The organism is Arthrobacter sp. NPDC093128 (assembly GCF_040683875.1).
Classification (GTDB): Bacteria; Actinomycetota; Actinomycetes; order Actinomycetales; family Micrococcaceae; genus Arthrobacter.
The window spans coordinates 400,311-419,851 of sequence record NZ_JBFBEY010000002.1; the positions used below are offsets into that span (position 1 = coordinate 400,311).

General features: G+C 66.2%; 19 protein-coding genes and 1 pseudogene. 14 read left to right on the forward strand and 6 right to left on the reverse strand.

Annotated elements, in window-relative coordinates:
• Positions 1 to 192 precede the first annotated feature (192 nt).
• The 3 genes from AB0N24_RS03695 to AB0N24_RS03705 all read left to right on the forward strand — a co-directional run bounded on the left by AB0N24_RS03695 (position 193) and on the right by AB0N24_RS03705 (position 4,317).
• The gene (locus AB0N24_RS03695; RefSeq protein ID WP_364120548.1) at positions 193 to 2,004 is read left to right on the forward strand and encodes a proline--tRNA ligase; all 1,812 of its coding nucleotides are present in this window, start codon (positions 193 to 195) and stop codon (positions 2,002 to 2,004) included.
• 18 nt (positions 2,005 to 2,022) lie between these two features.
• Positions 2,023 to 2,817, forward strand: coding sequence for a TSUP family transporter (locus AB0N24_RS03700; RefSeq protein WP_364120551.1), 795 nt, complete (start codon positions 2,023 to 2,025; stop codon positions 2,815 to 2,817).
• Positions 2,818 to 2,904: 87 nt separating this feature from the next.
• On the forward strand, positions 2,905 to 4,317 hold the full coding sequence (locus tag AB0N24_RS03705) for a pyridoxal-dependent decarboxylase (RefSeq protein WP_364120554.1): 1,413 nt from the start codon (positions 2,905 to 2,907) through the stop codon (positions 4,315 to 4,317).
• Here the strand turns inward: AB0N24_RS03705 and AB0N24_RS03710 are convergent.
• From AB0N24_RS03710 to AB0N24_RS03720, 3 genes are all read right to left on the reverse strand, one after another.
• A complete protein-coding gene (locus AB0N24_RS03710) occupies positions 4,314 to 5,399 on the reverse strand; it encodes an aminoglycoside phosphotransferase family protein (RefSeq protein ID WP_364120557.1) in 1,086 nt (361 codons plus the stop codon). The two genes, AB0N24_RS03705 and AB0N24_RS03710, sit on opposite strands and share 4 nt — an antisense overlap.
• Before the next feature lie 41 nt (positions 5,400 to 5,440).
• A complete protein-coding gene (locus AB0N24_RS03715; RefSeq protein WP_364120560.1) occupies positions 5,441 to 6,169 on the reverse strand; it encodes a VIT1/CCC1 transporter family protein in 729 nt (242 codons plus the stop codon).
• Between the two features lie 81 nt (positions 6,170 to 6,250).
• Complete coding sequence (locus AB0N24_RS03720; protein ID WP_364120563.1) at positions 6,251 to 7,417, reverse strand: ferritin-like domain-containing protein; 1,167 nt, start codon at positions 7,415 to 7,417, stop codon at positions 6,251 to 6,253.
• A gap of 87 nt (positions 7,418 to 7,504) precedes the next feature.
• Here AB0N24_RS03720 and rimP point away from each other — a divergent pair, with 87 nt between their 5' ends.
• From rimP to rbfA, 5 genes are all read left to right on the forward strand, one after another.
• Positions 7,505 to 8,122, forward strand: a complete 618-nt coding sequence (gene rimP, locus AB0N24_RS03725) for a ribosome maturation factor RimP (RefSeq protein ID WP_364120566.1) — start codon at positions 7,505 to 7,507, stop codon at positions 8,120 to 8,122.
• Entirely contained in the window at positions 8,122 to 9,102 is a 981-nt protein-coding gene (gene nusA / locus AB0N24_RS03730) for a transcription termination factor NusA (RefSeq protein ID WP_104172507.1), read from the forward strand. The genes rimP and nusA overlap by 1 nt, the downstream gene beginning before the upstream one ends.
• Before the next feature lie 217 nt (positions 9,103 to 9,319).
• Positions 9,320 to 9,682: a YlxR family protein gene (locus tag AB0N24_RS03735; protein ID WP_364120569.1), complete on the forward strand. Its 363-nt coding sequence runs from the start codon at positions 9,320 to 9,322 to the stop codon at positions 9,680 to 9,682.
• 152 nt (positions 9,683 to 9,834) lie between these two features.
• Positions 9,835 to 12,714: a translation initiation factor IF-2 gene (infB, locus tag AB0N24_RS03740; RefSeq protein ID WP_364120572.1), complete on the forward strand. Its 2,880-nt coding sequence runs from the start codon at positions 9,835 to 9,837 to the stop codon at positions 12,712 to 12,714.
• A 294-nt stretch (positions 12,715 to 13,008) separates the two neighbouring features.
• Positions 13,009 to 13,518: a 30S ribosome-binding factor RbfA gene (gene rbfA, locus AB0N24_RS03745; protein ID WP_104172504.1), complete on the forward strand. Its 510-nt coding sequence runs from the start codon at positions 13,009 to 13,011 to the stop codon at positions 13,516 to 13,518.
• A gap of 77 nt (positions 13,519 to 13,595) precedes the next feature.
• Here rbfA and AB0N24_RS03750 read toward each other — a convergent pair whose 3' ends face one another.
• Positions 13,596 to 14,708, reverse strand: a complete 1,113-nt coding sequence (locus tag AB0N24_RS03750; RefSeq protein WP_364120575.1) for a ScyD/ScyE family protein — start codon at positions 14,706 to 14,708, stop codon at positions 13,596 to 13,598.
• Positions 14,709 to 14,893: 185 nt separating this feature from the next.
• Between AB0N24_RS03750 and AB0N24_RS03755 the strand changes: the two genes are divergently transcribed.
• Both AB0N24_RS03755 and trxA read left to right on the forward strand, forming a co-directional pair.
• Entirely contained in the window at positions 14,894 to 15,379 is a 486-nt protein-coding gene (locus tag AB0N24_RS03755; RefSeq protein ID WP_364120578.1) for a nucleoside deaminase, read from the forward strand.
• A 122-nt stretch (positions 15,380 to 15,501) separates the two neighbouring features.
• A complete protein-coding gene (trxA, locus tag AB0N24_RS03760; protein ID WP_364120581.1) occupies positions 15,502 to 15,939 on the forward strand; it encodes a thioredoxin in 438 nt (145 codons plus the stop codon).
• Between the two features lie 40 nt (positions 15,940 to 15,979).
• On the opposite strand, the gene AB0N24_RS03765 is transcribed toward trxA, so the two are convergent.
• Together AB0N24_RS03765 and AB0N24_RS03770 are read right to left on the reverse strand one after the other, a co-directional pair.
• On the reverse strand, positions 15,980 to 16,189 hold the full coding sequence (locus tag AB0N24_RS03765; RefSeq protein WP_104172500.1) for a hypothetical protein: 210 nt from the start codon (positions 16,187 to 16,189) through the stop codon (positions 15,980 to 15,982).
• Between the two features lie 138 nt (positions 16,190 to 16,327).
• Positions 16,328 to 17,482, reverse strand: a complete 1,155-nt coding sequence (locus AB0N24_RS03770; protein WP_364120584.1) for a pyridoxal phosphate-dependent aminotransferase — start codon at positions 17,480 to 17,482, stop codon at positions 16,328 to 16,330.
• A gap of 60 nt (positions 17,483 to 17,542) precedes the next feature.
• On the opposite strand from AB0N24_RS03770, the gene truB reads away from it, so the two are divergent.
• The 4 genes and pseudogenes from truB to AB0N24_RS03790 all read left to right on the forward strand — a co-directional run.
• Positions 17,543 to 18,463 carry a tRNA pseudouridine(55) synthase TruB gene (gene truB, locus AB0N24_RS03775; protein WP_364120587.1) on the forward strand — a complete coding sequence of 307 codons (921 nt, stop codon included), beginning with the start codon at positions 17,543 to 17,545 and terminating at the stop codon, positions 18,461 to 18,463.
• A gap of 1 nt (position 18,464) precedes the next feature.
• A complete protein-coding gene (locus tag AB0N24_RS03780; protein ID WP_364120590.1) occupies positions 18,465 to 18,818 on the forward strand; it encodes a hypothetical protein in 354 nt (117 codons plus the stop codon).
• Positions 18,819 to 18,833: 15 nt separating this feature from the next.
• Positions 18,834 to 19,292, forward strand: a complete 459-nt coding sequence (locus tag AB0N24_RS03785; RefSeq protein ID WP_364120593.1) for a hypothetical protein — start codon at positions 18,834 to 18,836, stop codon at positions 19,290 to 19,292.
• A 42-nt stretch (positions 19,293 to 19,334) separates the two neighbouring features.
• A pseudogene (locus AB0N24_RS03790) lies at positions 19,335 to 19,541 on the forward strand (hypothetical protein); the annotation flags it as partial.

Here is a 19,541-nt window from a genome sequence, read left to right on the forward strand (position 1 = left end):
CGCCAAAACAGGATGACCAGCCGGCAACGGCCAGGGGCTTCCTCTTAGTTCTGGCGTGGCTCTTCCCCGTTAAGCGGGGCGGCAGGCAACGGGTGACCGGGCACTCGCCGCGTCACGGTAGATTAGTAACCAGACAGATCTGCCCCAGCCCGTCATCTGAACAGGCACCTCCCAAGAAACGGATTCCTACCCGTGGTCCTTCGACTTTCCAAGCTGTTCCTGCGCACCCTGCGCGAAGATCCCGCCGACGCCGAGGTGGCGAGCCACCGGCTCCTGGTGCGTGCCGGATACATCCGCAGGGCCGCGCCGGGCATCTACACCTGGCTGCCGCTGGGCCTGAGCGTCCTGCGCAAGGTGGAGCAGGTCATTCGCGAGGAAATGGCCGCCATCGGCGCCCAGGAAGTCCACTTCCCGGCCCTCCTGCCCAAGGAGCCTTACGAGGCCACCAACCGCTGGACGGAGTACGGCGAGGGCATCTTCCGGCTGAAGGACCGCAAGGGCGGGGACTACCTCCTGGCTCCCACGCATGAGGAAATGTTCACGCTCCTGGTCAAGGACCTGTACTCGTCGTACAAGGACCTTCCGCTGAGCATCTACCAGATCCAGAACAAGTACCGCGATGAGGCACGGCCCCGCGCTGGCCTGCTGCGCGGCCGCGAGTTCATCATGAAGGACTCCTACTCCTTCGATGTCGACGACGCCGGCCTGGACGCCAGCTACAACGCGCACCGCGCCGCCTACCTGAAGATCTTCGAGCGCCTCGGCCTCGAAGTTGTCCCGGTGGCCGCCACTGCCGGTGCCATGGGCGGCTCCCGGAGCGAGGAGTTCCTGCACCCCACCGAGATCGGCGAGGACACGTTCGTGCGCTCGGCCGGCGGCTACGCGGCCAACGTGGAAGCCGTGACCACCGTGGTCCCCGCCGAGATCGACTACACCAACGCTCCGGCTGCGGACATCCGGGACACCCCGAACACTCCCACCATCGAAACGCTCGTGGACGCCGCCAACCAGCTGGTGCCGCGCGGGGAGAACGACGGCGGCGCCTGGACGGCCGCGGACACGCTGAAGAACGTTGTCCTCGCCGTCACCCTGCCCACCGGGGAACGCCAGATCGTAGTCATCGGCGTGCCCGGTGACCGCGGCGTGGACCTGAAGCGTGTTGAGGCCAACATCGGCACGTACCTGCCGGTCGCCGGCGAGATCACCGTGGAGGCCGCAGGCGAGGAGGACCTCGCCCGCAACCCGCTCATCGTCCGTGGATACCTCGGCCCGGGGATGTCGCTTGGCACGCCCCTCCTTGGCCTGGAAGGCGCTGCGAAGCTCCTGTACCTGGTGGATCCCCGGGTTGTCAGCGGCACCGCCTGGGTGACCGGAGCCAACATGGCCGGAAAGCACGTCTTCGGCCTCGTCGCCGGCCGCGACTTCGGCTGGGATGGCGTGATCGAGTGCACCGAGGTCCGCGCCGGTGACGAAGCGCCGGACGGTTCCGGTCCGCTCGAGACCAAACGCGGCATCGAGATGGGCCACATCTTCGCGCTCGGCCGCAAGTACGCCGAAGCCCTTGAACTGAAGGTCCTGGACCAGAACGGCAAGCAGGTTGTGGTCACCATGGGTTCCTACGGCGTTGGCGTGACCCGTGCTGTCGCGGCCCTGGCTGAATCCAACCACGACGCCAAGGGCCTGATCTGGCCGCGGGCAGTGGCACCGGCTGATGTCCACGTCGTCGCTGTAGGCAGGGGCGAGGAGATCTTCGCCGCTGCAGAGCAGCTCGCCCTTGAGCTTGAAGCGAATGGACTAGAGGTCATTTACGACGACCGTCCCAAGGTTTCCCCCGGCGTGAAGTTCGGCGACGCCGAGCTCATCGGCGTACCGACCATCCTCGCCGTGGGCAAGGGGCTCGTGGACGGCGTCGTGGAGATCAAGGACCGCCGCAGCGGCGAGGCGGAGAACGTGGCTGTGGACAAGGCGGTTGACTACGTGGTCAATGCCGTCCGCAGCAAGTAACTCCCCGCAGTCGAAGGAGTGATCTCCGGATTCGAGTCGATGGAGCCCGCCACGCTGATCCTTATCGTCGTGGCGGGTTTCGCCGCAGGGTGGATTGACGCCGTGGTGGGCGGCGGAGGGCTCATCCAGCTCCCGGCGCTGCTGCTGGTGCCGGGGATCAGCCCGGTCCAGGCGCTTGCCACCAACAAGATGGGTTCCATCTTCGGGACCGCCACCAGCGCTGTGACGTTTTACCGCCGTGTCAGGCCGGACCTGCGGACAGCCATCCCCATGGCGGTCATAGCGCTGGCCGGGAGCTTCGGCGGTGCTGTGCTGGCCGCCACCCTGCCCGCCAGTGTCTTCAAGCCAATCATCGTGGCGGCGCTGGTCGCCGTCGCGCTCTTCACGGCCTTCAAACCGAACATCGGCGACCTGACGGCGCTCCGCCACGACGGCAGGACGCACTACGTGGTGGCCTGCCTCATCGGCGCGGCCATCGGCTTCTACGACGGCCTGATCGGACCCGGAACGGGCTCCTTCCTGATCATCGCCCTGGTCTCCGCAATGGGGTATGCGTTCCTCGAAGCCAGCGCCAAGGCAAAGATCGTCAACATGGCCACCAATGCCGGCGCCCTGATCTTTTTCCTGCCCCACGGCTCCCTGCTCTGGGGCGTGGGGCTCGTGCTGGGGCTGGCCAACATGGCCGGCGGCTACCTCGGTGCCCGGACCGCGGTGAAGCAGGGCAGCACCTTCATCCGCAACGTCTTCCTCGCCGTCGTGGGCGCTCTGATCATCAAGCTGGGCTATGACATCTGGCAGGACACCTTCGCCTAGCCTCCGTCCGATCCTGCAACCAGGCGGGGTCCGGATACCATGCGAAAGACCCTCCCGGACGGGCGGGACCCGGCGTAGCATGCTCCTATGTCAACAGGGGACGAACCCTTCCGGGACGCCTTGGACGCAGCAGCCGGGCACGCCCGTGAATGGCTGGAAAGCCAGCCGACCCGCCACGTAGGGCCCCGGTCCACGGCAGGGGAGCTGGAGGTCGTCTTCGGCGGCCCAATGCCCGCGGACGGTCTCCCTGCGGGCGAAGTGATCGACTTCCTCGCCACCCGGGCTGAACCGGGCCTGATGGCCATGCCTTCCGGGCGCTTCTTCGGCTGGGTCATTGGAGGTACGCTGCCCGCCGCACTGGCAGCGGACTGGCTGGTCAGCGCCTGGGACCAGAATTCGTTCCTGCGCGCTGCCACGCCAGCCACCGCGGTCATCGAGGCGGCCGCCGGGCATTGGTTCCTGGACCTGCTGGGCTTGCCGGAAGAGGCCGACGTCGGTTTCGTCACCGGAGCGACAATGGCCAACTTCGCCGGGTTGTCCGCCGCCCGCTGGCGCGTCCTGGAGCAAGCCGGCTGGGACGTGAACGCCGACGGGTTGACCGGCGCTCCCGCCGTCCGCTGCTTCGTGGGCCAGGAACGCCATGACTCGATCGACCTCGCATTGCGGTATCTCGGCATGGGACGCCCCATCGTGGTGCCCTCGGACCGGCAGGGCCGCATTGATGCCGCGGAGCTGGACTGTGCCCTGGACCGTGCGCGGGGCGCTGCCGATGGATCGGCCCCGGCCCCGCTGCTGGTCTGCCTGCAGGCCGGGAACGTGCATTCCGGAGCTTTCGATCCGTTCCTGCAAGCGGTCACCGTCGCGAAAGCGCATGGGGCGTGGGTGCACGTGGATGGTGCCTTCGGGCTCTGGGCGGCCGCGGTGCCTGAGCTCGCCGCCCTGACCGCCGGGCTCCACCTGGCTGACTCGTGGGCCACCGATGCGCACAAGACCCTCAACGTGCCCTACGACTGCGGCATTGTCGCCGTGCGGGACACCGAAGCCCTGCATGCCGCGATGAGCGTCAACCCCAGCTACATGATCCGCGATGCAGCTGAGGCCGCGGACCCGTTCCAGCTCGTCCCGGAGCTGTCCCGCCGGGCCCGCGGCGTTCCCGTGTGGGCGGCGCTGAAGTCCCTCGGCCGGAACGGAGTGGCCGCACAGGTGCGCAATTTGGTCAGCCGTGCCTCGCAACTGGCGCACCAGCTGTCGGGGCTGGACGGCGTCGAAGTGCTCAACGACGTCGAATATACGCAGGTCTCGCTGGCATTCGGTGATGACGCCACAACGCGGGCCGTGACGGCACGGATCATTGCGGACGGGCTGGTGTGGATGTCGGGGTCGCGCTGGCAGGGACGGGATGTGCTGCGGATTTCGGTGAGCAACTGGACCACGGACGACGGCGACGTCGAGACAGCCGTCGACGCGGTGCGGAAGGCCTTGGCAGCGGTCCGCAGCTAGGAAACGGCCAGCCCCACGGCTTCTCCAGGGGCAGGGAGGTCGTGTGCCGCGGGCAGCCATGCCAGGGTCCGTCCCGCGAGCGTGCTTGCCACCCACAGGGACCGTGCGAGGTCACCGCCATGGTGCGGCCGCGATGCATACGAGAGGGCATTTTCAACTTCGCGGGCAAGGCTCCACTGCCGGGCCACTTCGCCATCCAGCCCGGCGGCCGCGCTGAAGTCCCGGCATCTGTCCAACAGTCCCTGCCGGGGATCCGTTCGGGGAAGGTCCCGGATGCGGTTCCAGAGGAGCGGAGCTACGGCGAACTCGGCCTCGCCAATCATCGGCTGAGGGTCTATGGCTGCAAAACCGTTGGAACGGCCGTTGCCGCCGGTGCCTGCAATATCTGCGCCGGCAGCGGCCGGTGGCAGCGACTGGTCCTTGGGCAGCCGGGCCAGGATGTTCAGATAGTGGAAGTCGGTGTTGACCAGCACGTCGGTCCCGGCACGGCGGCCCACGGCTCCGCGCGTCTGGCAAACCTCCAGGGCGGCCTCCAGCAGCCACCGCGGAAAGGGCCGGCCCAGCTGTTCCCAGTCCGCCGGAAGGTCATCGCTCCACTGTTCGGCGCGCGCCGCCACGTGGTCGAACTCCTGCCACTCCGGGCGGTGGTCCGGCGCCAGGCTCAACTGCCGCGTCAGCCCGCCCCAGACCTCCACTGCCGTTTCCAGCGGAACCTCCTGGAGTGAGCGGCCGGCGTCGAGCCTCTCCAGCAGCATCGAACACGTTCCCGCGTCGGACTCAAGCAGCCGGACCGCCCCGTGGCCGTCCCAGAGCCGCAGGGCGAAACGCTCAACCCGGGCTTCGTCGTGGGGGTAGGCAACCTTCAGCGCAGCAGGGACACCTTCCTGCGTTACCGGGACCACCACACCGCCGTGGCCATTCCACGGCAGCTGGCCGGGCTTGAGGTCGACCTCAAGTCCCCAGCGTTCCAGGCGTCCGCAAATCAACCCGTGCAGGGAAGCAAGCCAGGCACGTCCCGCGCTGCTTCCGCTGTAGCGGCGGCTGAGGTCGGGCGGGATCGGGACTGCTGCTGGGCTGCTCATCAACTCCAGACTAGTTGAGGCACGGGCTTCCGGTGCGGACGTCAGACGATGCCGGTGGCGCCCAGGAGATTGCCAATGGCGAATGTCGCAGCGAGCGCGAGTGCACCGCCGATCACCACCCGAACAGCTGCCGTTGTCTTGGAGCTGCCGCCGATCCAGGCGCCAACGGATCCCGTCGCGGCCAGTGCCACCAGAACGGCAGCGAACGTCAGCGGGACCCGGATGTTCTCGGGCGGGAGAAGGATGGCCAGCATTGGCAAGACGGCACCCGCGACAAAGGCGATTGCCGAGGCGAAGGCGGCATGCCAGGGGCTGACGATGTCCTCCCGGTCGATGTTGAGTTCAGCCGACAGATGGGCGGAGAGGGCGTCATGTGCCGTGAGCTCCCTGGCCACTGTCTGGGCGGTGTCCGGGCTCAGCCCCTTGCTTTGATAGATGGCCGCCAGCTCGGCCAGCTCCTCTTCGGGCTCTTCTTCAAGCTCGCGGCGTTCCTTTTCGATCAGTGCCTTCTGGCTGTCGCTCTGGCTGCTGACGGAAACGTATTCACCCAGTGCCATCGAAATTGCGCCGCCCACTACGCCGGCCGCACCCGCGATGAGGATCGGGCCGGTCTGGGTGGTGGCACCGGCCACGCCCACTACGATGGCGGCCACGGAAACGATCCCGTCATTGGCCCCGAGTACACCGGCGCGCAGCCAGTTCAGCCGGTGGGCGACGTCATTGCCATGCGGCTCGTTGTCGTGCAGCGCAGGTGCTCCGGGGGTGTCCATGACTACAGCAAACCACCAGTGCCCCGGAGCGTGCCAGTAATACGGGACTAAGGAAGGTTAGGCATACTTTGCGGCGCCGCCTCAGGGCGTTCCGGGGGACTCTGTACCGGGGGACTGGGGCGCCGGGCTGGCGTCCGGCAGTTCGGGGAGCTGCGCGGTGTCCACCACGATGCCCGGCAGGGGACCGGAGTCGGCGCCCCAGAGCGCCGCGCGGCGTGCAGCGGCCAGAAGGCCTGAAATGGCCCATTGCCGCGTACTGCCGTCGCTCAACGCCACCAGGTCGCCGTAAACCGGCAGGGTTCCTGCTTCGAGGCTGCCCAGGCCGGCCGCCGGCGATTCGAGGAACAGCGGGCCCAGGGTGTAGCCCGCTTCCCGTGCCGGAATGTCCACGCACTGTGCCCGGCTCAGGGCTTCGGCCTCGGCAAGGACCGATTCATGCCGTGCGAGCAGCTGGGCCGCAGAGCCGGCGCCCGTGCCTTCGAGGCGGGCGAGCGCCACCTGGTAGCCGTAAACGGTTTCGGCCTCGGTCTTGACCGTCATCGCGAGGGCGGTTGCCGGAGTTGCCGTTCCTTCACCTGCTCCGGAAGGGGTGGGGACCGGCGGGCATGAGCCTGCCGGTGCTGCCGCCGGCGCGGGTGGCGTTGCCGGTCCTGGCAGGGCAGGCATGTCCGGTGCTGCTGCCCCCACAGCCGTGGCCAGCGAAGACGCCTGAAGCAGCTGGGCGGTACCGACGGCGGCAAGCAGCCGTGCCATCCCGCCGTCGGACCCTTCCGCATCCGAGAGGCGCTGCCCGCCGCTCGCGGACAGCGCGGTGATGAGCGCAGCGGGTGAGTCCAGCGGTGCAGCCTGCCCGCTCGAGGGAGCGGAGGTACCGGACGCGGTGACTGCAGGGGTGCCGGCGGCAGCGCCTGTCGCTGACGGCGAAGGACCCTGATCGGGCCCGTTCAGCGCCTTTGCCTGCGTTGTCAGCAATGTCACAGCGCGCAGCAGACCCTGGCGTTCGGCGCCGGAAACAGCGTCTGCAAGTTTGCTGCCGGCGAGGCGCAGCTGCATCGTTTCGGCAAGGGCCGCGGCCCTTGCCCGTTCGGAAAAGGGCGGTTCCGGCGCCTGCGGCGGCGGTCCCGGAGTCAGCGCCAGCCCAAGACTGATGACCATCACTGCCAATGACGCCAGGATGCCGTACCGGAAATATCGGCCCGGCCGTCGATTTTCCTTGGTGTCGTCTTTCACAACAGACCATGTTGTCATGCCCGGCAGCAAGCGGGTGCACCATGGCGCCCATAAAATCGCTACGCTAGTACACACAACATCATCTAGCGGGAGGCGGCCGGCATCGTGAGTAATGCAGAAGCCACGACTTCATCAGACCGGACCGGGACGGGAAAGGCTGAGGCCGGATCCGTGCACAACCCGGAGGCCGAGCGCGTCCGGGCGCTGATGGAACCCACGGTCCAGGCAAACCGGCTCTACCTGGAGGACGTTGCCATCAACATCCAGGGTTCCCACCGGGTGGTACACGTAGTAGTGGACCTGCCGCAGGAGGAAACCGGCGGAGTAAGCCTTGACGTCATCGCGGAGATCTCCAAGGAGCTCTCCGGCATCCTGGACAGCGACCCCAACTACGACAGCCGCCCCTACGACCTCGAGGTTTCCTCGCCAGGCGTCGGACGGCCCCTGACCGAACCGCGCCACTGGCATCGTGCCCGCGGACGCATGGTCAAGGTGAATGTCATTCAGGGGGAGAACCTGACCGGCAGGATCCAGTCCATTGACGACGACGGCGTGACCCTGGTTCCGGAGATCGCGGCAAAAAAGGGAATGAAGCCCAAGCAGGGCGAGCCCGAGAAAATTCCTTTCGACAGGATCCGTAATGGAAAAGTCGAGATAGAGTTCAGCCACCTCGACGAGGTCGGTCTGGAAGACGAACACAATGGACCTTCTGAGGAGGCCTGATGGATATTGACATGAGCGCACTGAGACTTCTGGAGCGTGAGCGTGAAATTCCGCTGGACCTCCTGATCCCCACCATTGAGCAGGCACTGCTGGTGGCCTACCACAAGTCTCCGGGAGCCTTCGAAAAGGCCCGCGCAGAGCTGGACCGCAAAAGCGGACACGTGACCATCTGGGCAACCGAAATCGACGACGACGGTGCCCCCATCGGTGAGTTCGAGGACACGCCGGCCGGCTTCGGCCGCATCGCTGCCAGCACCGCCCGCCAGATCATCCTGCAGCGCCTGCGCGACGTCGAGGACGACAACGTCCTGGGCGAGTTCAAGGGCCGTGAGGGCGAGCTCGTTGCCGGCACCATCCAGCAGGGCAACAACCCGCACATGATCCAGGTCAACCTGGGAACGGTGGAGGCGCTGCTGCCCCCGCCCGAGCAGGTACCCGGCGAGAAGTACATTCACGGCAACAGGCTGCGCGCCTTCGTGATCGACGTTCACCGCGGCACCAAGGGCCCTTCCATCACGCTGTCCCGTTCGCACCCCGGCCTGGTCCGGAAGCTCTTCGAACTGGAAGTTCCGGAGATCGCCGACCGCTCCGTGGAAATCGTGGCACTGGCCCGTGAGGCCGGACACCGCACCAAGATCGCCGTCAAGGCAAACATCCCCGGCATCAACGCCAAGGGTGCATGCATCGGTGAAATGGGTTCACGCGTCCGGGCAGTCATGACCGAGCTCAACGACGAAAAGATCGACATCGTCGATTTCAGCGAGGACCCGGCGGCCTTCATCGCCAGCGCCCTGTCGCCGTCGAGGGTGAATTCCGTCACCATCACCGATGAGGCAACGCGTTCCGCACGTGTTGTTGTGCCGGACTACCAGCTGTCGCTTGCCATCGGCAAGGAGGGCCAGAACGCCCGCCTGGCTGCCAAGCTCACCGGCTGGCGCATCGACATCGTCTCCGACGCCGCGGTTCCGCGCGAAAACTAAGCCGCTCCGGCGGAGGGCTCCTCGGACGGCTCCCCGGATGGCCCCTCGGATTGTCCCGCCCGGTTTCGACCCGTCGTTTCGGGGCCGGGGCACCTGAGGGGCTAGAATAGACATGACCGCGCCTAATGGCCGGTATTCGTGCGCCTTGAGCGTGCCCGCAAATCTGCGTTCATTGCGAATGCGGCTGACGCAGGCGGGCTCGGGGCAGCAGATATGTATGGGCAGGAAGATACTCACCGTGGCACTAGTGCAACACCTTGAGAATCAGCCCCAGCGTACCTGCATCGGATGCCGGAAGAAGGGCGCCCGGTCTGAGTTACTCCGGCTCGTCGCCGAAGGCAGCGGTTCCACCGCTGTCATCGTTGACGAACGACGCCGGATGGCTGGCCGGGGTGCATGGCTGCACTCCAGCGAAACGTGCCTGGCGCTGGCAATCAAGCGGCGTGCGTTCGGACGTGCCCTCCCGGGCGCAACCGGAACTGCCGCTGTCGAACGCCGGATAACGGCGGGCACGCATGCCGTGGACACTCCGGTGGCTGCAGCAACAACCGTCCAACCTGAAAGCGGGTCAGAAAACTGATGGAAACCCGATGAGTTCCCAGCGATGAGTGCGCAACGATGACAACTTTGTTGCGCTCTGCAATGGGCCTTTCAGCTGCTATCGCGGCGAAGGTCCGCAGTAAGAAGTAGACGGTTCGTGCCTGGCTCGGTGCGGACCGAGACAGGAGAAATGTGGCCAAGGTCCGCGTACATGAGCTTGCTAAAGAGCTCGGTATTACTTCCAAAGATGCAGTAACCAAACTGCAGGAACTGGGCGAATTCGTTCGCTCTGCCTCTTCAACCATTGAGGCCCCCGTTGTGAGGAAACTCCGCAACGCCTACCCCGCCGCCGGCGCTTCGAAGTCCGAAGCTCCCGCGGCAGCGCCCAAGGCGCCCGCCAGCCCCTCGGCTTCCCGTCCGGCGCCCGCGCCGGGACCGGCAGCTCCCAAGGCTCCGGAACCCAAAGCTGAAGCTCCGGCTGCAGCCCCCGCCCCGGCCGCTCCGTCGGCTCCGGCAGCACCCGCTGCTGCTGCGCCTGCGGCGCCCGCTCCGGCTGCACCGTCCACCGGTGCCAAGCCCGGCGCACGCCCGGCCCCCAAGGCTGAGGCTCCGGCAGCTTCAGCACGTCAGGGTTCAGCACCACGTCCGGGCGGTCCCCGTCCCGGCAACAACCCCTTCGCCACGTCCCAGGGCATGCCCCGCGGCCGCGGCGGCGACAACGAACGTCCGCCGCGTCCGGGCAACAACCCGTTCGCTCCTTCCCAGGGCATGCCCCGTCCGGCCGGAAACCGCACTGAGGGCGAACGCCCCGGCGGCCCGCGTCCGGCAGCCGGCGCCGGGGGTCCCCGTCCGGGTGCTCCCCGTCCCGCCGGCGCACAGGGTGCACGGCCGGGCGCTCCGCGTCCGGCTGGCGCTGCAGGTGCACGTCCCGGTGCAGGCGGCGGAAACCGTCCTACTCCCGGCATGATGCCTAACCGCACCGAACGTCCCGCACCCGCTGGTGCAGGCCGTCCCGGCGGCGGAGGCCGCGGTCCCGGACGCCCAGGCGGTGCACCGGGTACCGGTGGCGCTCCGGGTGCCGGTGGCGGTGCTCCGGCCGGCGGTGGCTTCGGCAAGGGCGGCCGCGGTCGCGGCGGCACCCAGGGTGCCTTCGGTAAGGGCGGCGCAGGCCGTGGCAAGCAGCGCAAGTCGAAGCGTGCCAAGCGCCAGGAACTCGAGCAGATGAGTGCTCCGTCGCTGGGTGGCGTAAGCGTGCCCCGCGGCGACGGCAACACCGTTGTCCGGCTCCGTCGCGGCTCGTCCATCACGGACTTCGCCGACAAGATCGAGGCGAACCCCGCTGCACTGGTGACCGTGCTCTTCCACCTCGGCGAAATGGCCACGGCCACGCAGTCGCTGGACGAAGAGACCTTCGCCCTGCTGGGCGAGGAGCTTGGCTACAAGCTCCAGGTCGTGTCCCCGGAAGACGAGGAGCGCGAGCTGCTCTCCGGTTTCGACATCGACTTCGACGCCGAGCTGGAAGCCGAAGGCGACGAGGAACTCGAGGCACGTCCTCCGGTTGTCACCGTCATGGGTCACGTTGACCACGGTAAGACCCGCCTGCTGGACGCTATCCGTAACTCCGACGTCGTCGCGGGTGAACACGGTGGCATCACGCAGCACATCGGTGCTTACCAGATCACCACTGACCACGAAGGCATCGAACGCAAGATCACCTTCATCGATACTCCGGGCCACGAGGCGTTCACAGCCATGCGTGCCCGTGGTGCGAAGGTCACCGACATCGCCATCCTGGTGGTCGCAGCGGACGACGGCGTTATGCCGCAGACCGTTGAAGCCCTCAACCACGCACAGGCGGCCAACGTGCCGATCGTCGTGGCCGTGAACAAGATCGACAAGGAAGGCGCCAACCCGGAAAAGGTCCGCGGCCAGCTGACCGAGTACGGACTGGTTCCGGAAGAGTACGGTGGCGACACCATGTTCGTGGAGGTCTCTGCCCGCCAGAACCTCAACATCGACGAGCTGCTCGAGGCTGTCCTGCTGACCGCAGACGCAGCCCTGGACATGCGCGCCAACCCGAACAAGGACGCCCGCGGTATCGCGATTGAAGCCAACCTGGACAAGGGCCGCGGTGCGGTTGCTACCGTCCTGGTTCAGTCCGGTACGTTGAAGGTCGGCGACACCATCGTGGCAGGCACGGCCCACGGCCGCGTCCGTGCGATGTTCGACGACGACGGCAGCGTCCTGACCGAGGCCGGCCCGTCCCGCCCCGTGCAGGTGCTGGGTCTGTCCAACGTCCCGCGTGCAGGTGACACCTTCTTTGTGACCGCTGACGAGCGCACCGCCCGCCAGATCGCCGAGAAGCGTGAAGCAGCAGACCGCAACGCCGCCCTGGCCAAGCGCCGCAAGCGCATCAGCCTGGAAGACTTCGACCAGGCCGTCGCCGATGGCAAGATCGACACCCTCAACCTCATCCTCAAGGGTGACGTGTCCGGTGCCGTGGAAGCCCTCGAAGACGCGCTGCTCAAGATCGATGTCGGCGAAGGTGTCCAGCTCCGCGTTATCCACCGCGGTGTCGGTGCGATCACGCAGAACGACGTCAACCTGGCAACGGTCGACAGCGCCGTTATCATCGGCTTCAACGTCAAGCCCGCTGAGCGTGTTGCCGAACTGGCAGACCGCGAAGGCGTGGACATGCGCTTCTACTCCGTCATCTACGCAGCAATCGATGACATTGAGATGGCCCTCAAGGGCATGCTCAAGCCGGAGTACGAAGAAGTCCAGCTTGGTACCGCCGAGGTCCGCGAAGTGTTCCGTTCCTCCAAGTTCGGCAACATTGCCGGTTCCATCGTTCGCTCGGGTGTTATCCGACGCAACACGAAGGCCCGTATCAGCCGCGACGGCAAGATCATCGGTGACAACCTCACCGTTGAGACGCTCAAGCGCTTCAAGGACGACGCAACCGAGGTCCGCACGGACTTCGAGTGTGGTATCGGTCTTGGCTCGTTCAACGACATCACCGAAGGCGACATCATCGAGACCTTCGAGATGCGCGAGAAGCCGCGCGTCTAAGGTGTCCTAGCGTTACAGGTGCGGGGCCGTTGGATTTTTCCGGCGGCCCCGCATTTTTCCGCCGACAAGGGGGCCCCGCCCCTACGACGGACGGCCTGCGATCTTCGATCGACAGCCGTCCGTCTCCGGCAGGCCCGATGCCACTCCCGGGCCCCCTTATCGGCTCCAAAAAGGGCCGCCGGAAAAATCCAACGGCAGTCCGTCATAGACTCGCCTTAGTGAGTGGTATCAAACCCAACAGTTGTGCGGCCACCGTTTCGGCGCCGTCGTACATCCAAATATTTAGGAGTGGAAATGGCTGATCCGGCACGCGCTGCCAAGTTGGCGCAGCGGATTAAGGTTGTTGTTGCAGAGGCTTTGGGCCGGAAGGTCAAGGATCCCCGGCTTGAGGGGATTACCGTCACCGATGCCCGTGTGACCAATGATCTGCAGCACGCCACGATCTACTACACCGTGTTCGGGGACCAGGTTGTCCAGGCGGATGCTGCCAAGGGCCTGGAGAAGGCCAAGGGCGTCCTCCGGCAGGAAGTCGGCCGCAACATCACTGTTCGGCTGACCCCCACCCTGGAGTTCGTGGCCGACCAGATTCCGGTCAACGCGTCCAATCTCGAGGAACTGCTCCGCGCCGCCAAGAAGCGCGACGCCGAGGTGGCTGCCCTGGCTGCAGGCGCCAAGCATGCCGGCGACGCAGATCCCTACAAGAGCGACATTCCCGAGGACGTGGAAATCGACGAGGACGACTTCGACGAAGAGGATGACGACCTCCTCGACGACGAAGAAATCGACGAAGACAGCAACAAATAAGCGCAGCAACAAATAGACGCAACAACAGTGTGGCCGGACCCGCGAAGGGGCCGGCCACACGTGTGTGTTAAATCCGGTCAGTGGCGGGAATGCCCGTTCAGGTCCACGGAGACCAGGCGTCCGTTCGGAGGCTGGTCCGCTGCCGGCAGGGCATCCACAGTGGCATAGAGCGTCGAGTCCTCCAGGGCAACGTCCGCCGTGAGGACGCCGGCCAGCACTGTCCTTTGCCTGCCGTCGCCGTCGATCCTGAGCACGCCCTCGCCGAACAGGGACGCGACGTAAACGTCGCCGTCGTCGTCCAATGCCAGCCCGGTGGGTGACATGACCTCGTCAGCAAAGAGCCTGACCCTGCCGTTGTCCGGATTGACCCGGTACACGGCACCGCGGGCACCGAGTGCGGGATCCTCCGGTCCGCCGGGGAGCACGGACACGTACAGCCAGCCGTCGGGACCCACCGCGACGTCCGTGGGGACGGGTTCAAAGGAATAGGTTCGGCCCACAACGCAGTCAGGGAGCTTCAGCGTCGACGCCACCTCTGCAGTGATCCGGTAGGGCTGCGACGGAAGTACCGCTACGGTTTCTGTTTCACCAGACCGGATGTCCACGGACACCACGCTGTTGGCGCCGGCATCGGCAACGTAGATTGTGCGGCCGGCGACGGTAATCCCGTACGGGTGGGAGTCGACGTCGCCGGTATATGCAGCCGGCACCTCGGGCGGCAGTTGTGCCAGGCACGCGTCCGGAAGGTCCTTGAAGCCGTAGTGTTCGCCGCCATCGGCGTTCTCTTCCGTCTCCAGTGCAGCAAAATCGCCGAACGTGCGCTGCGTGCCATCCTCTTGGATGGACCGGATGTGACCGGCAAGAGGGCGGTCATCAAAGGGACCGGCGCCCTGGCTTTCGGCAAAATAGGTGGTCCCGCGGCGTTCGCCGCTACCGGCGACATCCCATGCGGGGTCCGAATAGAGCACCGACTTGGCGCCGTCCGAGCCGATCCGGGTCAGCCGGCCGGCGAATGACTCGCTGACCGTGACGGAACCGTCGGGGCCGGCGCTGGCATGGAGCGGGCCGACGAGCCCGTCTGCAAGGGTGACCGGTTCGCTCTGCGGCGGGGCTGCGACGCCTGCTGAGCCGGTTGCCAGGAAAACCGCGGCGGTGACAGCAGCCGCGGCAAGCGAAATGTGCTTTCTCATGGTGGTCTCCAAATGGCCAATGATGATTACCGCGAATCATTGAGACCACGTATTCGGCTTACGGGAAAGACCGCCGCCCCCACTGGGCACATTCTATTTCTTCGCCTCCGGGTAAGTCGATGGATCCGGCAAACTGCAGCCGCCTTCTTCACGTGAAGCGGGGGATAGCTGGCTATGATCGGAGCATGGACGCCCAACCTTCAGCCGCTGACATCCAGGAGTTCCTTGGCCAGGCCGTTAGCCTGGCTGTTCAGAATGTGGCCGACGGCGGTGGCCCGTTTGGTGCATTAGTGGTCACTGCGGACGGGACGCTCCATTTCGGCGTCAACAGGGTGACGCGCGACAACGACCCCACGGCCCACGCCGAGGTTGTGGCCATCCGGACAGCAGCGGCCGCCTCCGGGACCTTCGACCTGAGCGGCGCCGTGCTCTACGCGAGCTGTGAGCCGTGTCCGTTGTGCCTGGCCTCGGCGTTGTGGGCGCGGATCGGGCGTGTGTATTTTGCCGCGGACAGGCACGGGGCAGCGGCCGCCGGGTTCGACGACGCGCTGTTCTACGAGTTTTTTGAGGGCACCCGGCCGGAACTGATGCCGGTCCGCCAGACCGACATTCCGACGTCGAACGTTCCGTTCGACGCGTGGCGCGACAACCCGGACCGCACCGAATACTGAGCTCCGGTCGCGGAAGGGACCGGACTGCCGGGCCGGCGGGACCTTCGACTCTATGCGGTCCCGGCAGCCGGGCGTGCGATTAACCTATGGCTTCAGGCGCGACTGGAAGGCAGCGGGGAGCAGTGGAACCGAGACTCATCAGGTGTCCCGGCTGCGGTAAGACGAACAGGATCCCCGCAGCGGCTCCCGGCCGTCCCGTCTGCGGAAACTGCCGCCACAACCTGCCGTGGATCGTCGACGCCGGAGACGCTGACTTCAGGCACATCGCAGAGCAGTCAACCGTGCCTGTGCTGATCGACTTCTGGGCGGTATGGTGCGGCCCCTGCCGGCTGGTCAGTCCGGTCCTGGACCAGCTGGCGACGGAGAAGGCGGGACGGATCAAGCTGGTCAAGGTGGATGTGGACCGCGCGCCGGGACTCTCCTCCAGGTTTGCCGTTCAGGCAATTCCCACGCTGATGGTGATCGTCAATGGAATGGTGATCGCCCGGCAGGCGGGTGCCGCACCGGCGCCTGAGCTCCGGACATGGCTGGAACACACACTGTCGTCGAGCCTGAGCTGAGTTACCGCGGCTGAGGCCCCGTGCTTGGCTGAGCGCCGAGCTACGTACGCCGGGACCGCCGGCCGCGCGCCCCCAGTCCTCCGAGCAACGGTGATCCCATGCCCAGCAGGAAGCCGAAGTCATACCAGTTGCCGGCCCTGCCGGTGTTGTAGAAGGGGAACTCCGCCCAGGCACCGAACACATGGGCAATCAGCACTATCCACGCCGTAATACCGTTCCAGAAGCCCCACAGCAGGTCCTGCCACCACATGATCTTCCTCTCCGGAGCCGCCCCTCTGGACAGGCTAGGGGACGACTGGCAACTGCACTAGGGGCTCTGTGCCCGACTTGGGACGTTGTTTCTTCAGCCGGGGTGCATCAGCCTCGGGGCAGTTCCTCGAAGGGAGGATCAGCTTCTCGAGGGGAGGCGGCCCAGGCCTTCCACGAGGTCTGTCTGGGCGGCGCACAGTGCAATCCGGATCCAGCCTTCGCCGATGGAACCGAAAGCCGTCCCGGGGGCGAAGGAGACCCCGGAATCGGCCAGGAACGTCCGGACCCAGGACCGCACATCGCCGCCGCTGACGTGTGAAACGTCGGCCCACAAGTAGAAGGCGCCCTGAGCGGACAGGAACGGGATGCCCTTTGATTCCAGTATCGCCGAGGCCGAGTCCCGGTTGGCCCGGTAGTGGGCACGGGCGTCGCTGACGTAGTCCTGCGGGCCCGTAAGGGCAGCTAAGGCGGAGTACTGGGACGGGGACGCGACGCAGGAAACAATCGACTCCATCACATTGTTCATCTTCCGCTCCAGCCCGGGCGGGCAGACCAGTGCGCCAATCCGCAGCCCCGTCAGGCCGTAGGTCTTGGAGAGCGTCAGGGACGTAAAGACCCTCGCCTCACCGGGGACATCGCTGTCGAAGCGGGCCGCGCTTATGTGGGGGACGTCGTAGGTGAACGCCTCGTAGCATTCGTCGGAGATGATCCACAGGTCATGGCGCTGGGCCAGGTCCACCAGGCTGCGGGTCAGGTCTTCGCCCAGGACCGCGCCCAGGGGATTGGACGGCGAATTCAGGATCAGCACCCGGGTCCGCGGCGTGATGAGTGCCTCGATGTCCTCGATCCTCGGCTGGAAGTCGTGCTCCGGGTACAGGGGGTATCCCACGGGAACCGCGTGCAGCAGCCGGCTGGTCATCGCAAACGTCGGGTACCCGGGGTTGGGGATCAGGATTTCGTCGCCGGGTGAGAGCAGCAGGCTCATGGCGAAGTGGAGGCCTTGCTGGGCGCCGTCCACGATGTAGACCCGCTCGGAACCGATGTCAACGCCATTGTGCTCACGGAACCTGGCAGCGAAGGCCTCACGGAGGGCGGGGATTCCGGCATTCGGCGTGTAGTTGGTTTCGTCGCGGTCCAGGCAGGCCATGCCGGCCTCGAGGACGTGGCGGGGGAGGGCGAAGCCCGGTTCTCCGATGCTCAGCACAATGGCGCCGGGGGTGGCCCACGCGGCCTCGGTGATCTCGCGGATCTGGTTGACGGGAACGTCGCGGACATGTGCGGCAAGCTCGGGCATGTCTGCCATCCTAACCGCCCGCCGTCTGGGAGTGCCGTCGGCGCGGATATACTGGGAGGCGTGCTTTCTGGACTGGTAATAGTGGACAAGCCGCAAGGATGGACCAGCCACGATGTGGTTGGACGGATGCGGCGGCTGGCCGGTACCCGAAAAGTGGGGCACGCCGGAACGCTGGATCCCATGGCCACGGGTGTGCTCGTTCTGGGAATAAACAAGGCCACGCGGCTCCTGACATACATCGTTGGCACATCCAAGACGTACACGGCCACCATCCGCCTCGGCGAGTCCACCGTGACGGACGACGCCGAGGGCGAAGTCGTCAGCACCCAATCTGCCGCCGCAGTCACCGAGGAAGCCATTGGGGCCGGCGTTGCGGCACTCACCGGCGAAATCCAACAGGTTCCCAGCAGCGTCAGCGCCATCAAAGTCAACGGTGAGCGCGCGTATGCCCGCGTCCGGTCCGGGGAAGACGTCAAGCTTGCCGCGCGACCGGTCACCATCCACCGCTTCGACGTCCACTCAGTCCGTCCGGAGCGTGACGGGGAAATCCTCGACGTGGACGTCACCGTGGAATGCTCTTCCGGAACCTATATCCGTGCCTTGGCCCGGGACCTCGGCGAAGCGCTGGGTACGGGCGGCCACCTGACGGCCCTTCGCCGGACGCAGGTTGGGCCGTACACCCTTGACCAGGCCCGGACCCTGGAGCAGCTTGCCGAGGAACTCGAAGTGCTGGAGATGTCCCTGGCCGCGCGGGCGCTCATGCCCAACCGCGAGCTCAGCGAGGATGAAGCGACCGAAATTTCCTTCGGCCGGCGAATCGCCGCAGGTGTGGCGGCCGGGACGCCGGAAGCCGCCACCGCGGACAAACCTGCCGCAGCGTTCGCTCCTGACGGCTCGCTGGTGGCCCTGCTGGCCGATGCCGGAAGCTACGCAAAGCCGGTGCTGGTGTTTGCCCCGAGCAATGAACAGCAGGCCAAGTAGCTTGGACGCGTACTTTTACATCATCCTGGCCGTCGGGTTGCTTTCCACGATCATCTGCGCCGCCGCGGGGATCATGAAGAAGGCTCCGAACGATGCGACCATCCTGTCCGTCGCCGCTGTGGAACTCGCACTGCTGGTTTACCTGGTGGGTTCGATCGTCCGGGTGGCTTCGGGGGAGCAGATCGCCGGCGAAGCGTGGGAGTTCTGGGGTTACCTGGTGACCGCGCTGATTCTTCCCGTGGGCGCCGTGTACTGGTCCATCCTGGAGCGCACCCGGTGGAGCAACTTTGTCCTGGCTGCCGTGGGGGTCACCGCCCTTGTTATGGCCGCCCGCATGAACCAGATCTGGTACTGAGTGGAAGAAGCAGACGTGACTCCGCAAACCCCCGTCAACAAAGCCGAGAACGCGACCTCAGAGGCCCAGCCCAAGGACACCCGGAATACCGGGCCCGGGCGCCTGCTGATCGCGGTCTACGCCGTTTTTGCCATCTCCGCCACGGCACGGGCCGGCTACCAGATCCTCACCAAGTTCTCTGAAGCCCCGTTGGCGTACCTGCTCTCCGCCTTCGCGGCGCTCGTTTACGTCGTGGCGACGGTTTCGCTGGCGAAGGCGGGACGGACCTGGTTCAAGGTCTCCGTGGCTGCGGTCCTTGTGGAATTGGTGGGCGTGCTGGTGGTCGGGGCGCTGAGCATTTTCGACTCCGTCAACTTCCCGCACGAAACCGTGTGGTCGTTGTTCGGCCGCGGCTACGCTTTTATACCGCTCCTGCTTCCGATCCTGGGGCTTGTGTGGCTGTACCGGCGGCGGCCGGCTCCGAAGTTGGGCTGACACCGTTCGAAAATTGTCACACCCCCACGGCAGACTTAGTCCATGGAAGCCATGGGGGATTCTGCAGCAGGAGGGGCGTTGCAGTGGGCCGAGCTGCCCGCAACCGCGTCTGCTGTCCAGCCTCCTGCTGTTCAAGCGCCAGCCGCGCGCGTCGGCGGCCTGCGCAGTGTCCCCGCGGGACTCCAGCATCCGGATGCTTTAGCGTCCGACGGCGGCGGGTCCGGTGATCTGGCCCGGTGCCTTGAGCTG

Coding starts and splice junctions, on each gene's coding strand:
- AB0N24_RS03705 (WP_364120554.1), top strand. CDS start 2,905: ATGTCAACAGGGGACGAACCCTTCCGGGACGCCTTGGACGCAGCAGCC.
- AB0N24_RS03710 (WP_364120557.1), bottom strand. CDS start 5,399: ATGAGCAGCCCAGCAGCAGTCCCGATCCCGCCCGACCTCAGCCGCCGC.
- AB0N24_RS03715 (WP_364120560.1), bottom strand. CDS start 6,169: ATGGACACCCCCGGAGCACCTGCGCTGCACGACAACGAGCCGCATGGC.
- AB0N24_RS03720 (WP_364120563.1), bottom strand. CDS start 7,417: ATGACAACATGGTCTGTTGTGAAAGACGACACCAAGGAAAATCGACGG.
- nusA (WP_104172507.1), top strand. CDS start 8,122: ATGGATATTGACATGAGCGCACTGAGACTTCTGGAGCGTGAGCGTGAA.
- AB0N24_RS03735 (WP_364120569.1), top strand. CDS start 9,320: ATGGGCAGGAAGATACTCACCGTGGCACTAGTGCAACACCTTGAGAAT.
- rbfA (WP_104172504.1), top strand. CDS start 13,009: ATGGCTGATCCGGCACGCGCTGCCAAGTTGGCGCAGCGGATTAAGGTT.
- AB0N24_RS03750 (WP_364120575.1), bottom strand. CDS start 14,708: ATGAGAAAGCACATTTCGCTTGCCGCGGCTGCTGTCACCGCCGCGGTT.
- AB0N24_RS03755 (WP_364120578.1), top strand. CDS start 14,894: ATGGACGCCCAACCTTCAGCCGCTGACATCCAGGAGTTCCTTGGCCAG.
- AB0N24_RS03765 (WP_104172500.1), bottom strand. CDS start 16,189: ATGTGGTGGCAGGACCTGCTGTGGGGCTTCTGGAACGGTATTACGGCG.
- AB0N24_RS03770 (WP_364120584.1), bottom strand. CDS start 17,482: ATGCCCGAGCTTGCCGCACATGTCCGCGACGTTCCCGTCAACCAGATC.